This is a genomic window from Sphingorhabdus arenilitoris (assembly GCF_042651485.1).
In the GTDB taxonomy this organism is placed as follows: Bacteria; Pseudomonadota; Alphaproteobacteria; order Sphingomonadales; family Sphingomonadaceae; genus Sphingorhabdus_B; species Sphingorhabdus_B arenilitoris.
In genome coordinates this window covers 89,352-103,271 of record NZ_JBHSDH010000005.1, presented here as the reverse complement: position 1 = coordinate 103,271, position 13,920 = coordinate 89,352, and the positions used below count along the sequence as shown (strand labels likewise).

Here is a 13,920-nt window from a genome sequence, read left to right as displayed (position 1 = left end):
TCAAGAAAGGACGAGAACTTAAGTCATGGCGAAACTGAGTTCCATAAACAAAAACGAACGTCGCAAAAAACTGGTGAAGAAATATGCCGGTCAATATGCGAAATTAAAGGCAATGGCGAAGGATGAAAGCCTCGATGATAGCGCGCGCTTGATCGCACGTTTGAAAATGGCTGAAATCCCCCGCAACGGAAACCCGGGCCGCGTGCGTAACCGCTGCGAAACTACGGGCCGTCCGCGCGGCTATTACCGTAAATTCCGGCTTTGCCGTATCGAGCTGCGTGATCTGGCCAACAAAGGCCTGATCCCCGGCGTCACAAAGTCAAGCTGGTAAGGATTAGATATTATGGCATTGACCGATCCATTGGGTGATATGCTCACCCGTATCCGCAACGGCCAACGTGCGAAGAAAGACTCTGTCATTTCTCCCGCGTCGACATTGCGCACGAACGTTCTCGATGTGTTGCAACGCGAAGGTTATATTCGCGGCTATACTGACGAAGTCTTTGGCAAGAAAGGCCAGCATAAAGGCATTCGTATCGAGTTGAAATATTTTGAAGGTGAACCCGCGATCATTCATTTGGCGCGCGTATCTAAACCCGGCCGTCGCATCTATTCAGGTTCAAAAGACCTGCCAGTAGTGCGCAATGGTCTTGGTATCACGATCGTCTCGACGCCGCGCGGCGTGCTTTCCGATGCGGAAGCGCGTGCGGAAAATGTCGGCGGCGAGATTTTGGCGGAGGTATATTGATGAGCCGCATTGGTAAAAAGCCGGTCGCGATCCCATCGGGTGTTACCGCGACCATAAATGATGGCATCTTGTCCGTCAAAGGACCCAAGGGTGAGCTTTCGATCCCCATGGTGGACGAAGTGAGCTATGCGGTTGAGGCGGATGCCGTGACTGTGACTCCGGCCAACAAAAGCACGAAGGCGCGGTCCTATTGGGGTATGCAGCGCACATTGGTGCAAAATCTGGTAGACGGCGTGACCGAAGGATTTTCAAAGGTCCTTGAAATTACTGGCGTTGGTTACCGTGCCAATGTTCAAGGCAAGATATTGAAGCTGCAGCTTGGTTATAGCCATGATGTTGATTTCGATATTCCTGAGGGCATTGAGATTAAAACACCGGACAACACCACTGTTGAAATTTCCGGTATGGATAAGCAGAAGGTTGGACAGGTTGCTGCCGAGATCCGCCGCTGGAGAAAGCCAGAGCCATATAAGGGCAAGGGCATCAAATATCGCGGTGAGTATATCTTCCGCAAAGAAGGGAAGAAGAAATAAGCCATGGCGAAATTATCTCTCTTTGAAAAACGGCGCCAGCGCGTTCGTTCGAAATTGCGGGTTCAAGGCGGCGGACGTCCACGTCTATCGGTTCACCGCACAGGCCGTCACATTTATGCGCAAGTCATTGACGACAGCAAAGGCGCGACCGTTGCGTCGGCTTCGACCAATGACAAAGACGTCAAGGCGAAAAGCGGTGGTAACATCGCTGCGGCCAGCGAAGTTGGCAAACGCGTTGCGGCTGCGGCGAAAAAAGCCGGCGTGACCAGCGTTGTTTTCGACCGTGGTGGTTTTCTGTTTCATGGCCGCGTGAAGGCGTTGGCCGATGCCGCTCGTGAAGGCGGATTGGAGTTTTAATGATGGCTGATGAAAATAACACACCGGCAGAAGACGTGACCAATAATGCGGAAGCCGTTGCTCAACCTGCACAAGAAGCGCCCGCGCGGGAAAATAGCGACGAAGGTCAGCGCGGTCGTGGCAATCGCGGCGGACGCGACGGTGGCCGTGATGGCGGCCGTGGCCGTGGCCGCGGTGGACGCGACAATAAACGCGAAGAAGAAGGCGACGAGCTGATTGAAAAGCTGGTCCATATTAACCGCGTTTCGAAAACCGTTAAAGGTGGTAAGCGTTTCGGTTTTGCCGCTTTGGTTGTCGTGGGCGATGGACAGGGCCGTGCAGGTTTTGGCCATGGCAAGGCGCGCGAAGTGCCAGAGGCAATCAATAAAGCGACTGCCGCTGCCAAAAAGAAAATGATCCGCGTTCCTTTGAAAGAGGGCCGGACCTTGCATCATGATGGCAAGGGCAAATTCGGCGCAGGCAATGTGACTTTGCGTTCGGCGCCTCCGGGTACTGGCATCATCGCTGGTGGTCCGATGCGCGCTGTTTTTGAAAGCTTGGGCGTTGCCGATGTGGTGACCAAATCCAACGGTACATCCAACCCTTACAACATGGTTCGGGCGACTTTTGCTGCACTTGATGAGCAAACGAGCCCAAAATCGGTGGCACAGCGCCGTGGCAAGAAAATTGCCGACTTGCTGGGCCGTGGCGGCAGCAAAGCTGCTGAAGCCGAAGCCGAAGCGATTACGGAGTAAGCAAAATGGCGACAATCAAAATTAAGCAAATCGGATCGCCGATCCGCCGCCCTGCAAAGCAGATCGCGACCTTGAAGGGCCTTGGCCTTAACAAGATGCACCGGGTGCGTGAATTGGAAGATACGCCCGAGGTGCGCGGCATGATCCGTGCGGTCCGCCATATGGTTGAGATCGTCGACTAATCCGGTCCTTCCTCGGTAAAGGGAGGGACATAGTGCGAATTAAAGCGAAAGCGAGTGCAACAATGAAATTAACAGACATCAAAGATAACGAAGGCGCACGCCACCGCCGTATGCGCGTTGGACGCGGCATCGGTTCGGGCAAGGGTAAAACCGGCGGACGCGGTATGAAGGGCCAGAAATCACGTTCCGGCGTTGCGATTAAGGGCTTTGAAGGCGGGCAAATGCCGCTGCATATGCGTATTCCCAAGCGCGGATTTAACAATCCATTCGGCAAAGATTATGCCGAAGTCAATTTGGGCATGATCCAAAAATTCATCGATGCGAAAAAAATCGATGCCAAAGCCACTCTTGACCATGCGGCGTTGAAAGCCGCTGGCTTGGCGCGCGGCGGCAAAGACGGCGTGCGTTTGCTCGCCAAAGGCGAATTGACCAGCAAAGTTAGCTTGTCGGTCGCTGGCGCTTCAAAAGCGGCTGTTGAAGCCGTTGAGAAAGCAGGCGGCAAGGTCGAAATTTTGACCGTCGTGTCGGCAACCGAAAAAGCAGCGGCCAAAAAAGGCACTGCGAAAGCGGCGGCGAAGAAGTAAGATTTGATCAGGAGCGGCTTTCGCTCTTGTCATGTCAGCCCCGCTCTCCATATAGGACGGCGGGGCTTGGCGTTTCGGGGATGAATATTCCTGTTACGCCGGGTAAGATTTTGGGCCGGGGCAATTGTTGCAATGGGCAACAGGACCGCTCCGCGGAATAAGGAACGCGAAAATATGGCTTCAAACGCCGACAAGCTCGCATCGAATTTGAACTTTTCGAAATTCGGTCAGGCAACAGACCTTAAAAAGCGCCTCTGGTTTACTCTGGGTGCGCTCATTGTTTTCCGGATGCTCAGCTTCGTTCCGTTACCCGGTGTTGATCCGGTGGCTCAGGCGGCGCTGTATGCCAATAATGCGCAGGGCGGCGTACTTGATATTTTCAACACATTTTCCGGCGGTTCGCTCGAACGGATGAGTTTGATCGCGCTCGGCGTCATGCCCTATATTACCGCGTCGATTGTGGTGCAGCTCGCCGCATCTTTGTCGCCGACTTTGGCTGCGATTAAGAAAGAGGGCGAAAGCGGACGCAAGAAACTCAACCAATATACACGCTATGGCACCGTGTTTTTGACGGCGATGCAGGGATATTTCCTTGCGTCTGGGCTAGAAACATTGGCGGCGGCCAACGGTATTGCGGCTGTGGTTGAACCGGGGCTGATGTTCCGCATCGTCGCAACGATCAGCCTTGTTGGCGGCACCATGTTCCTGATGTGGCTGGGTGAACAGATCACATCACGCGGCATTGGCAACGGCATTTCGCTCATTATTATGGCGGGCATTGTCGCGCAAATCCCGCGTCTGATCGTTGGCCTGCTGGACGGCGTGCAAACAGGTTCTATTGACGGTTTCTTGGTTCTGGCATTCATTACGATGTTTGTGGTCTTGGTTCTCATCATTTGTTTTGTCGAGCGCGGACAGCGCCGTGTGCTGGTTCAATATCCAAAACGTGCGACACAGCGCGGCATGATGCAGGCCGACCGCAGCCATTTGCCGCTGAAGATTAACACTGCAGGCGTGATCCCACCGATTTTTGCTTCGGCGCTGCTGCTGATGCCCGTTACGGTGACCCAATTGGCGGGAACCAACGTGGATACTGATACGACCAGCGGCGCGATATTGCAGCAGGTGCTTCAATATCTTCAGCATGGCCAGCCGCTGTATCTTTTGCTCTACGGTCTTGGCATCGCCTTCTTCTGCTTTTTCTATACGGCGGTTGTATTCAATCCCGAGGAGACAGCCGAGAATTTGAAAAAGGCGGGCGGATTTATTCCAGGCATTCGTCCGGGTAAAAATACCGAAGCCTATCTCGACTATGTGTTGACACGCATCACCGTTTTGGGTGCAGCCTATTTGGTCTTCGTCTGTTTGTTGCCTGACTATGTCATGGGCCAAACCGGTCAGACACAATTTTTCGTCATTGGTGGAACCAGTCTGCTCATTTTGGTCAACGTGACCGTCGATACCATATCGCAGATCCAAAGCCACTTGCTGGCGCACCAATATGGTGACCTGCTGAAAAAAGCGAAGCTAAAGGGTGGGCGTGGCCGATAACGGCGCGCCCTTGCCGCGACACTAACACTGACCCCGGGGGAGTTAGACATGGAAATCATCCTATTGGGCCCTCCTGGTGCGGGCAAAGGGACACAGGCGGCGTTGCTTGAGGATGCCTATGGCATGGTGCAACTGTCCACAGGTGATATGCTCCGCGCCGCAGTGAAAGCCGGAACCGAAGTCGGCCTGAAAGCGAAAGCCGTGATGGACGCTGGCGGGTTGGTTTCAGATGAGATTGTTTCCGGAATTATCGGAGATCGGCTCGATGAACTGGGGCCAGATACAGGCGTTATATTTGACGGCTATCCGCGCACCGCACCGCAGGCCGAGGCGCTTGACGCCATATTGGCTGCACGCGGACGCAAGCTTGATCATGTGATTGAGTTAGAGGTCGATGAAGACGCGTTGGTTGACCGTATCACCGGCCGCTACACTTGTGCAGCCTGCAATGCAGGCTATCACGACCGCTATAAACAGCCGGCCAAAGAGGGTGTGTGCGACGAATGCGGCGGCAGCGAATTCAAACGGCGTCCCGATGATAATGAAGAAACCGTGCGCACCCGGATGGCCGAATATCGCGGCAAGACCGCGCCGATATTGCCGATTTATGACGCGCGCGGTATCGTTACCCGCGTTGACGGCATGGCCGCGATTGATGATGTTACCGCTGCTATTAAGGCCGTGCTGGGCTAATCACGCTCCCCGCCCATGCTTTCACATCGGCGGCGCTTTTTTCGGGCGTTTCTTCCATCGGGAGATGGCCGATGTCTTTATAGATTTTGGTCTGGCTGTTGGGAAATTGCGCAGCGAACCATTTGGCGTCGCTGGCGGCGATCAGCTTGTCATCCGCGCCCCACAGGATCAACGCCGGGATCGGGGAGGCTTTCAGCGGCGTATAGGCCTTGCGTTTGGCATATTCGGCAAAGCGCAGGCCCGTGGCGCGGCGGTTGCCTTCACGGCGGAGCATCTTCCAATAAAGATCGACATTGGCCGGGGTAACGACCGCTTTGTTGCTGACCGACTGAGTCAGGCTGGTTTCTATTATCGAACGCGGCGTGATAATCTGCGTTAGCCGGTTTATGCCCGGTGTCCGGGCGATTTTGAAGCCGATTGGCAAGTCGGCCTTTTTCGTTTGCGGTGCGCCCGATGCATCGACCAAGATAAGACCAGCGAGTTTTTCCGGATGCGTGCGGGCATAGGCATAGCTGATCCCGCCGCCCATGCTATTGCCGCCCAAGATGAAACGGGTCAGCCCCCGGTTTGCCGCAACGCGGTCCACCACGTCGACATAACAATCTATGGTATAACAATCCTTTGGATGCGGCCCCGTCAGCCCGTGTCCCGCTTGGTCAAAGCGGATAATGCGATAGGTGTCTTTCAACCGGTCGGTCCAGCCATCCCATGTGTGCAGCGAAGCATTGGAACCATGCAGCAGGATAATCGCAGGCGCATCCTTTGGCCCTTCATCGCGCAGATGCACGGTCAGGCCGCCGCCGAGGCCCACAAATTCGGATTCGCCATTCGCATAATCCGCCTTCAATTCTTCGACCGACAATTCCGGCGCATAGCCCCAGACGAATAGCGCGATAAAGCCTATAAGTAAGAGTGCGACGATCCATTTGAAAATTTTGCCGATCATGGTTGTTCCTTAAAATGCGGTGTCAGTTGCCTTCACTTCATCGGGTTGTGAAACACGCCGGGTGTTTACAAAATCTCCTGCACCTTATCCTGAGGGCGGCATAGGCGCACACCTTTTTCGGTTTCGACGAACGGCCGTTCGACGAGCATTGCATTGGCGGTCATTGCGTCCAAAATCTCATCTTCGCTGACGTCGTCGCGCGTTAGGCCAAGCTCGGCCGCATCGGTGCCGCGTATTCGCAAGGCCTGACGCGCGGTAAGGCCGGCATCGGCAAAAAGCTGCACCAGCTTTTCCCGTTCAAAAGGTGTCTTTTTATATTCAATGACCTTCAGTGCCACGCCCGGCTTCTTTTCCAATATCTCCAACGTTTTGCGCGATGTGCCGCAACCCGGATTGTGCCAAATAGTTGCTATCATATGATGTTTTCTCCCTAAAATATCCATTATCACATCTCCTATCCCCACCACAGAAATATTCAAGCGGTTGCAGTTATTGCAATTGCATATGCGAATGAATCGCAATAGGGCTGCGACTATGATGTTGCGAATCTTTCGCAATAGTGTTTCGGAAGGGATGTAATGCAGTTTTCTAAAATATCGGTTTGCGCGGTCCTGATGGCCTCTAGTGCAATCACTCCAGCGATGGCAGAAGATGCCGCGTTTGACGAACAGGATACAATCTTAGTTGTAGGCCAATCCGATGGTTATGCGGCCACTAACAGCGTCACAGCAACTAAAACCGATACCCCGCTTGTTGATATTCCGCAGACGATTAACGTCATTACCCGTGACCAACTCGACGATCAGGCGCTGCGCAGCATCGGCGATGTCCTGCGCTATGTTCCTGGCACCACGGTGCAACAAGGCGAGGGCAATCGTGATCAGATTACCATTCGCGGACAGGAATCGACGTCCGACTTTTTCCTCGACGGGGTGCGCGACGATGTCCAATATTTCCGCAACTTGTATAATATCGAACGGGTCGAAATTCTAAAAGGGCCCTATGCGCTCATCTTTGGCCGGGGCGGCGGCGGCGGTATCATCAACCGCGTGCAAAAGGCTCCTATCGCGAATGAAACCGGTATTGGCGCCGAAGGCAGCATTAACAGTTTTGGTGCTTGGGAAGTGGCGGGGGATGTCAACGCGCCGCTGGGCGACGCAGGTGCGCTGCGCATCAACGGATTTTATGAAGAACTGGCCAACCACCGCGATTTTTATAATGGCCGCCGTTTTGCGGTGAACCCTTATCTTGGCTTTGACCTCGGCAATGATTGGAAAGTTGGCTTATCCTACGAGTATGTCGATGATGACCGGGTGACCGACCGAGGCATTCCCTCCGATGCAACCAACCGCCCGGCCCGCGGCCTGCGTGACCAGTTTTTTGGCGTACCCGGCATCAACGTAACCACTTTGCAGGCGCATATTGCGAAGCTGCGCGTTGATGGGAAGCTGTCCGATAATCTGTCGGTCAGCTCGACTGTGCTCTATGGCAATTACGACAAGCTATATGAGAATGTGTTTGCTAATGGTCCAGTGAGTGCCGCGAATTCGGTTGCTTTGGCAGGCTATACCGATCCAACGACGCGCGAAAACATCATTGCGCAGGCCAATGCGGTTTGGGACATAAACACGGGCAGCATCGCGCATAAGATTCTATTCGGATTGGAATATGGGCATCAGGATTCGACCAATCAGCGGCGCGATGCGGTGCTGTCCAATTCGGTTCTGAATTTGAACAATATCATCTTCCCCACCGTCACTTTCCCTGTGGTGAACCGGAACCGCGTCTCAACAGTCGAATTCTTCTCTGCTTATGTGCAAGACCAGATCAGCCTAAGCGACCATTTCGATATTGTTGCAGGCATCCGGTACGACAATTTCGACATTAGCGGCATTGATATTGCAGGCGGCAACCGGGCCTTTGGCCGAACCGATAGCAAAGTTTCACCGCGGGTCGGCCTAATCTACAAACCTCAGGAAAATGTCTCTTTCTATGCAAGCTATAGCCAGTCATTTCAGCCGCGGTCGGGGGATCAGTTTTTAACGCTATCCGCCGTGCAGGAAAATCTGGAGCCGGAAAAATTCACCAATTATGAAGTCGGCGCGAAATGGGATATTGAGCCGGGCTTGGCGTTAACTGCGGCTATATTCCGGCTTGACCGGACCAATAACACCACCGGCGATCCCGCCAATCCGGGCAATATCATCCTGCTGCCGGGTACAAGAGCGCAAGGCGTGGAGCTGCATATTGCGGGGCAAGTCACCGACAAATGGCAGGTGAGCGGCGGCTACACTTTCATCAATGCCCATGTCGAAGATAGTAATGTGCGCATTGATCAACAGCCCCAGCATCAAGTCGCGCTGTGGAACCGCTATAATCTGAATGACAATTTTGGCGGCGGTGTGGGCGTGATCCATCAATCATCACAATTTGCGTCGATCAGCAACACCGTGCTGCTGCCCGCATTTACCCGGGTGGATGCCGCTCTATTTTGGGACGTGAATGAAAAATTCGGACTGCAGCTCAATGTCGAAAATCTGTTCGACACCGAATATTTTTCCGACGCGCATAACAATAATAATATTTCAACCGGCGCGCCAATCAACGCACGGTTGAGCGCTCGGATCAAATTTTAAGGGATGATTAGGATGAGCGCGGCCTAACCCGCTGTGCTCATCCTACCCCAGGTAGGTTTAGGGCTTAACCCTGTTCTATGGCTTGTCGGTGGGCTTTGGCATTTTCGACATAATGGGCAACGCCGACTTGCATGCCGGTGATTTCTTCCGACGACAGTGCCCGAACGTAACGGGCAGGCGAACCGGCCCAAAGCTGACCCGAGGGGACAATTTTGCCCTGCGTCAACATGGCTCCAGCGGCCAGCATTGCATCGCTTTCAATAACCGCGCCGTTCATCACCGTCGCCGACAGCCCTGTAAATCCTCGGTCCTTGATGATGCAGCCATGGATCATGCAATTATGTCCGACAAGCGCATCTTCCCCAATAATCGTCGGAAATCCTTCGGGCAGGCCGGGCAGGGGGCCGTCGCAATGGATTGAGCTGCCATCCTGTATATTGCTGCGCGCGCCGATCTCGACATAGTTCACTTCTGCGCGGATCACGCAATTATACCAGATGCTTGCACCCGCACCGATGCGCACATCGCCAATGATCCGGCACCCTGGTGCGATAAAGGCGCTATCGTCAATCTGCGGCGTTTTGCCGTGGATAGAGATGATCGAAACATCGGGACGGTTTATCATGATATATTCTCTTTGACATAAACGATCGTGGGATTTTCCTCTTCCGGATAATCGGGATCGTCAAAATCCAACTCCTTGCGCCTTACCATGCCCAGCTTTTCCATCAAGCGCCATGATGATATGTTACTTTCGCTTGTCATTGCGCAAATATGCGGCACGCCAATACGTTCAAACATATGCATGAGTAATGCGCGGGCGGCTTCTACGGCAAAGCCTTGCCGCCAACGATCTTCGCGCACCAGCCATCCCATTTCGGCATCACCGATATTTTTGGCATAGGCGCAGTCCACTCGTTTGGCGCCGCAGTAACCGATAAAATCGCCGCTCGCCTTTTCCTGCATCGCCATAAATCCAAAGCCAAATTGCGCGAAAGCAGCCTCTGATTTTGCGTGGGACGATTCAATCTGGTGCAGCTCTTTTGGTCCTCCAATATGCCGGGTAACCGCAGCGCTGTTGCAATAGCGATATTGCAATTCTGCGTCGCTTTCCTCAAACCGGCGAAGGATAAGGCGGTCCGTTTCCATTATGATGTCGGGCATATTCCCTCTCGCTTACCCTTGCACTCTGGCGGCCGCAGCGGGCGACCTTACTGGGCCAGCAACCGGGCAGCATGGGCGGCATGATAGGTCAGGATGCCGCTGGCACCGGCACGTTTAAACGCGGTCAGGCTTTCCAATATCATGGCGTCGCGGTCTCCTGCCCCTGCAGCGGCGGCCGCTTCGATCATCGCATATTCACCCGATACTTGGTAAGCGAAGACAGGAATATTGAAATGGCCGCTGACCCGCGCCACGATGTCGAGATAGGGCATCCCCGGTTTAACCATCACGCTGTCGGCGCCTTCGGCAATATCCATGGCGACTTCGCGTAACGCCTCATCCCCGTTGGCTGGGTCCATCTGATAGCTTTTTTTGTCACCTTTCAGTAACCCACCGGAGCCAACCGCGTCGCGGAATGGACCATAAAAGGCGCTCGCATATTTGGCGGCATAGCTCATAATCTGCACATTATGATGCCCGCCCATTTCCAGCGCGCGGCGAATGGCCCCGATGCGGCCGTCCATCATGTCGCTGGGGGCAATTATATCCGCGCCTGCCTCCGCTTGATTGACCGCTTGATCGACCAGCATGGCGACGGTTTCATCGTTTAACACATAGCCTTTATCGTCTATCAGGCCGTCTTGCCCATGGCTGGTATAAGGATCAAGAGCGACATCGGTCAGGATGCCAATTGCATCGCCATGTGCGGCTTTCACGGCGCGGATGGCGCGGCACATTAAATTATCGGGGTTCAGCGCCTCTGCCCCGTCGGCGCTGCGCCGGTCCGCCTGCGTATTGGGGAATAGCGCAATGCAGGGGATACCAAGCGCAATGGCTTCGCCTGCACGTTCTACAATGCCGTCCACCGACCAGCGCGATACGCCCGGTAAGCTGGCAATAGGTTGCTCTATGCCTTCGCCATCGGTGACGAACAGCGGCCAGATCAGATCGGCAGAAGTCAGAAAATTTTCGCGCAGCATCGCGCGGCTCCAAGCGGCGGCACGGCCCCGGCGCAGGCGTGTATTAGGATATTGGGCTTGTCCAGTCATCGGGCGGCCATAGCCCAGCGAGCGCAGCGGCTCAATCGAAACTGCAGCGAGGCGTCAAATCCGGCTATTACGTGGGACAGACATGGTGAGCCGGTCTATCTCCCGCTTGGGCTCGTCCGCTTGGCTATTGCTACCGCGCAAGGATGTGAGCGCCGCGCCGGGCTTTACTGCTTTCAATCGTGCCAGCTTCGCGCGGAAATTGGCGAGATCCGCACCGGCAAGCTGCGCCGTTTCGGTGAATTTGATTGATAGCGGGTTGATGGCGCGGTTGTTGCGATAGAGCGAATAATGCAAATGCGGCCCGGTCGACAGGCCGGTGGAGCCAACATAGCCGATCACTTGGCCTCTGCGGACACGCTGTCCATTGCGCGCAGCGATGCGGCTGAGATGGGAATAGCCGCTGGCAAGGCCGCCGCTATGACGGATTTGCACATAATTGCCGTTGCCGCCCTTACGCCCGGCATAGCTGATTACACCGTCGGTCACGGCATAAATGGGGGCGCCGTGGGGCGCGCCAAAATCTACGCCAGCATGCATCCGCCGATATCCCAATATCGGATGGCGGCGCATACCATAGCCTGATGTCATCCGGCCATTAACCGGCCGGCCCAATTCGCCGCGCGTTTTGCCAACGCCTGATGCTTCAAACCATTGGGCCGAACCGCCGCTGGTCCATTTCAGCATTTGCACCTTTGATTTACCGCCACTGTCGATACCGGCATATAGCAGGTCGCCCACCTCCACCTCTCCGGTTTCGGCGCGGCGATAATCGACGATAATATCAAATTCATCGCTCGATTGCAGATTGGACAAATTGATCTGCCCCGAAATGACTTTCAGGAAATTCTGGATTGCGTCGGCAGGTGCGCCTGCGGCACGGGCGGATTTATACAGGCTGCTGCCCACTTGGCCGCGAATGCGCAGCGGCGTATCGTCGGTCATAATGGGCAGGCGCTTCAACTGCAATGCACCGCCCACTCGGTTAACGGCAAGATTAAGGTCGAATCGGGCACGGAATGATAGAGCATCCAAAGGCCGCGCCGCATTGCGCGACGACCGCTTGCCAAGCACGACCTGCATTTGGGTGCCAGGCGCAATCGCTCCCAAATCCGCCGCGCCCGATACCATAGACGTCACTCGCGCCGCTTCGTCTCGGCCAACGCCTGCACGCTGCAAAACGCGGGCAAAGCTGTCGCCGCGGCCCAATGTGGCCATTAACGTGATGCTGGGGCGTTCCGGGCTTGCGGCGAGCGCGATGACGGCATCGGTTGCGGCCATTTTCTTTCCGCTGTCACTGCCTAGGGCGAGCGGCATAATCATTTGTGCCCGCGATTCTTCGAACTCCGCCTCGGTCGGGACTGCGCCTGCCATCCCATATAGCGGCGCGAAATCCGGGAGCAAGGCAAGCGCCAGCGCAACCAACGCGGCAAAAGTGCCAAGCCCGCGAAACCAGCGTAACGATCCAATATCTTCGCCTAAATCCGGTGCGAGATCCATGTCCGACAGTTTGTCACGCCAGGTAAGCTCGCTGTCATTCGCAGCAACGGCGCGCAGGGGCGCACGCATCGCATCCGCGATGATCATTTCGCCATTTCCGGCTATGGCGGCAAGTCCTGCCTTTTGTGGTTGTAGCACAACGACCCCTGACTTTTGGTCAGACCCTAATTATCTGACGGTCTTCTGTGCATGATGATGGTTAATGTCAAATTAAAGCAGAGATTTTGTGGGCAGCTGTGCGGCGGAACGTGTAAAATCGCGGGCGGATTACCAGTAACGGTTAACCGGGAGCGATTGAGCAATATTCGGGTCGGTTCAAAAATAGCTTCATTCCCTGTGATAAGGGCGATAAGGCGCATTCATGATCTTCAGGATGTCTTTTTTGGCCATATTGTCGCTGGCCGCGTGTAAGCCGGTGGATACAGGCGGCAGCAGCCGGCCCGAAAGCTCGCGCGAATTTCCGCTTGCGGCCCGTGCAGTGTCGGCGGTCGCGGGCACGCAATTTTCTACAGAAACCGCGCGTGATGAGGCAGGTGAGGCCGAAATGGTGATGGACTGGGCAGGGATTGAGCCGGGTTCAACGGTCGCCGATATTGGCGCAGGTGAAGGCTATTATACCGTGCGATTGGCCAAAAGAGTGGGGCCAAAGGGGCGCGTTCTGGCGCAGGATATTAACCGCGATGCGCTGCGCCGGTTGGGTGAACGCATTGCGCGTGAGCGTTTCGATAATGTCGCTATAAAAGAAGGTGCGATTGACGATCCGCGTTTGCCCGCTGGGTCTTTTGACCGCATTTTCTTGGTCCATATGTATCATGAAGTGACCGAACCCTATGCGTTTTTGTGGCGGCTTGAACCTGCATTGGCCAAGGGTGGGCAGGTGATTGTGGTTGATCGCGACCGGCCAACCAATCAACATGGTATTCCGCCCAAGCTGTTATTCTGTGAATTTGAAGCGGTCGGTTTTCACCTGAAAGGCTATAGCGAGCGTTTGGATGTTGGCGGATATTTTGCTCGATTTGAATCGAGCGGTGAACGGCCGGACCCTGGAAAAATTAAAGCCTGCCAGAGCAAGAATTAGGTCTCGACCCTAAACCGCATTCTTGGCCGTATGCTTCTGCCTCTACGAAAAAAAGGCCCTCCGCCTCAGGGGGGATCGAGGCGGAAGGCCAAAGCTATGCCTGTCCTGATAGGGTCTCGGGGGCGGACAGGCCAGCATATGAATTTCACTGGGAACGCGGTCACCGCC

General features: G+C 54.9%; 17 protein-coding genes. 11 read left to right on the top strand and 6 right to left on the bottom strand.

Features of this window, described 5'->3' with window-relative positions; translation table 11 throughout:
- Positions 1-25 precede the first annotated feature (25 nt).
- The 9 genes from rpsN to ACFOWX_RS00595 all read left to right on the top strand — a co-directional run bounded on the left by rpsN (position 26) and on the right by ACFOWX_RS00595 (position 5,382).
- Positions 26-331, top strand: coding sequence for a 30S ribosomal protein S14 (rpsN, locus tag ACFOWX_RS00635; RefSeq protein ID WP_381420517.1), 306 nt, complete (start codon positions 26-28; stop codon positions 329-331).
- A 12-nt stretch (positions 332-343) separates the two neighbouring features.
- Positions 344-748 (top strand): 30S ribosomal protein S8, encoded by a 405-nt coding sequence (gene rpsH / locus ACFOWX_RS00630; protein ID WP_381420516.1) that lies wholly within the window; start codon positions 344-346, stop codon positions 746-748.
- Positions 748-1,281 carry a 50S ribosomal protein L6 gene (gene rplF, locus ACFOWX_RS00625; RefSeq protein ID WP_381420515.1) on the top strand — a complete coding sequence of 178 codons (534 nt, stop codon included), beginning with the start codon at positions 748-750 and terminating at the stop codon, positions 1,279-1,281. Before rpsH ends, rplF begins: the two co-directional genes overlap by 1 nt.
- 3 nt (positions 1,282-1,284) lie before the next feature.
- Positions 1,285-1,638: a 50S ribosomal protein L18 gene (rplR, locus tag ACFOWX_RS00620; RefSeq protein WP_381420514.1), complete on the top strand. Its 354-nt coding sequence runs from the start codon at positions 1,285-1,287 to the stop codon at positions 1,636-1,638.
- 2 nt (positions 1,639-1,640) lie between these two features.
- Positions 1,641-2,372 (top strand): 30S ribosomal protein S5, encoded by a 732-nt coding sequence (rpsE, locus tag ACFOWX_RS00615; protein ID WP_381420560.1) that lies wholly within the window; start codon positions 1,641-1,643, stop codon positions 2,370-2,372.
- 5 nt (positions 2,373-2,377) lie between these two features.
- Complete coding sequence (rpmD, locus tag ACFOWX_RS00610) at positions 2,378-2,554, top strand: 50S ribosomal protein L30 (RefSeq protein WP_381420513.1); 177 nt, start codon at positions 2,378-2,380, stop codon at positions 2,552-2,554.
- A 62-nt stretch (positions 2,555-2,616) separates the two neighbouring features.
- Positions 2,617-3,138, top strand: coding sequence for a 50S ribosomal protein L15 (gene rplO / locus ACFOWX_RS00605; RefSeq protein WP_381420512.1), 522 nt, complete (start codon positions 2,617-2,619; stop codon positions 3,136-3,138).
- Between the two features lie 174 nt (positions 3,139-3,312).
- A complete protein-coding gene (gene secY, locus ACFOWX_RS00600) occupies positions 3,313-4,689 on the top strand; it encodes a preprotein translocase subunit SecY (RefSeq protein ID WP_381420511.1) in 1,377 nt (458 codons plus the stop codon).
- Between the two features lie 48 nt (positions 4,690-4,737).
- A complete protein-coding gene (locus tag ACFOWX_RS00595) occupies positions 4,738-5,382 on the top strand; it encodes an adenylate kinase (RefSeq protein ID WP_381420510.1) in 645 nt (214 codons plus the stop codon).
- Here the strand turns inward: ACFOWX_RS00595 and ACFOWX_RS00590 are convergent.
- Both ACFOWX_RS00590 and ACFOWX_RS00585 read right to left on the bottom strand, forming a co-directional pair.
- A complete protein-coding gene (locus tag ACFOWX_RS00590) occupies positions 5,363-6,328 on the bottom strand; it encodes an alpha/beta fold hydrolase (protein ID WP_381420509.1) in 966 nt (321 codons plus the stop codon). The genes ACFOWX_RS00595 and ACFOWX_RS00590 overlap by 20 nt on opposite strands.
- A 65-nt stretch (positions 6,329-6,393) precedes the next feature.
- Positions 6,394-6,744 carry an arsenate reductase family protein gene (locus ACFOWX_RS00585; RefSeq protein ID WP_381420508.1) on the bottom strand — a complete coding sequence of 117 codons (351 nt, stop codon included), beginning with the start codon at positions 6,742-6,744 and terminating at the stop codon, positions 6,394-6,396.
- A gap of 162 nt (positions 6,745-6,906) precedes the next feature.
- Here ACFOWX_RS00585 and ACFOWX_RS00580 point away from each other — a divergent pair, with 162 nt between their 5' ends.
- Positions 6,907-8,964 carry a TonB-dependent receptor gene (locus tag ACFOWX_RS00580; protein WP_381420507.1) on the top strand — a complete coding sequence of 686 codons (2,058 nt, stop codon included), beginning with the start codon at positions 6,907-6,909 and terminating at the stop codon, positions 8,962-8,964.
- Between the two features lie 64 nt (positions 8,965-9,028).
- Here the strand turns inward: ACFOWX_RS00580 and ACFOWX_RS00575 are convergent, their stop codons facing one another.
- The 4 genes from ACFOWX_RS00575 to ACFOWX_RS00560 are packed head-to-tail and all read right to left on the bottom strand — an operon-like array spanning position 9,029 to position 12,812.
- Positions 9,029-9,589: a gamma carbonic anhydrase family protein gene (locus ACFOWX_RS00575; RefSeq protein ID WP_381420506.1), complete on the bottom strand. Its 561-nt coding sequence runs from the start codon at positions 9,587-9,589 to the stop codon at positions 9,029-9,031.
- The gene (locus ACFOWX_RS00570; protein WP_381420505.1) at positions 9,586-10,128 is read right to left on the bottom strand and encodes a GNAT family N-acetyltransferase; all 543 of its coding nucleotides are present in this window, start codon (positions 10,126-10,128) and stop codon (positions 9,586-9,588) included. Before ACFOWX_RS00570 ends, ACFOWX_RS00575 begins: the two co-directional genes overlap by 4 nt.
- Positions 10,129-10,175: 47 nt before the next feature.
- Positions 10,176-11,177, bottom strand: coding sequence for a porphobilinogen synthase (gene hemB, locus ACFOWX_RS00565; RefSeq protein WP_381420504.1), 1,002 nt, complete (start codon positions 11,175-11,177; stop codon positions 10,176-10,178).
- 54 nt (positions 11,178-11,231) lie between these two features.
- Positions 11,232-12,812 (bottom strand): M23 family metallopeptidase, encoded by a 1,581-nt coding sequence (locus ACFOWX_RS00560; RefSeq protein WP_381420503.1) that lies wholly within the window; start codon positions 12,810-12,812, stop codon positions 11,232-11,234.
- Between the two features lie 223 nt (positions 12,813-13,035).
- Here ACFOWX_RS00560 and ACFOWX_RS00555 point away from each other — a divergent pair, with 223 nt between their 5' ends.
- Complete coding sequence (locus tag ACFOWX_RS00555; protein ID WP_381420502.1) at positions 13,036-13,752, top strand: class I SAM-dependent methyltransferase; 717 nt, start codon at positions 13,036-13,038, stop codon at positions 13,750-13,752.
- The last annotated feature ends 168 nt before the right edge of the window (positions 13,753-13,920 follow it).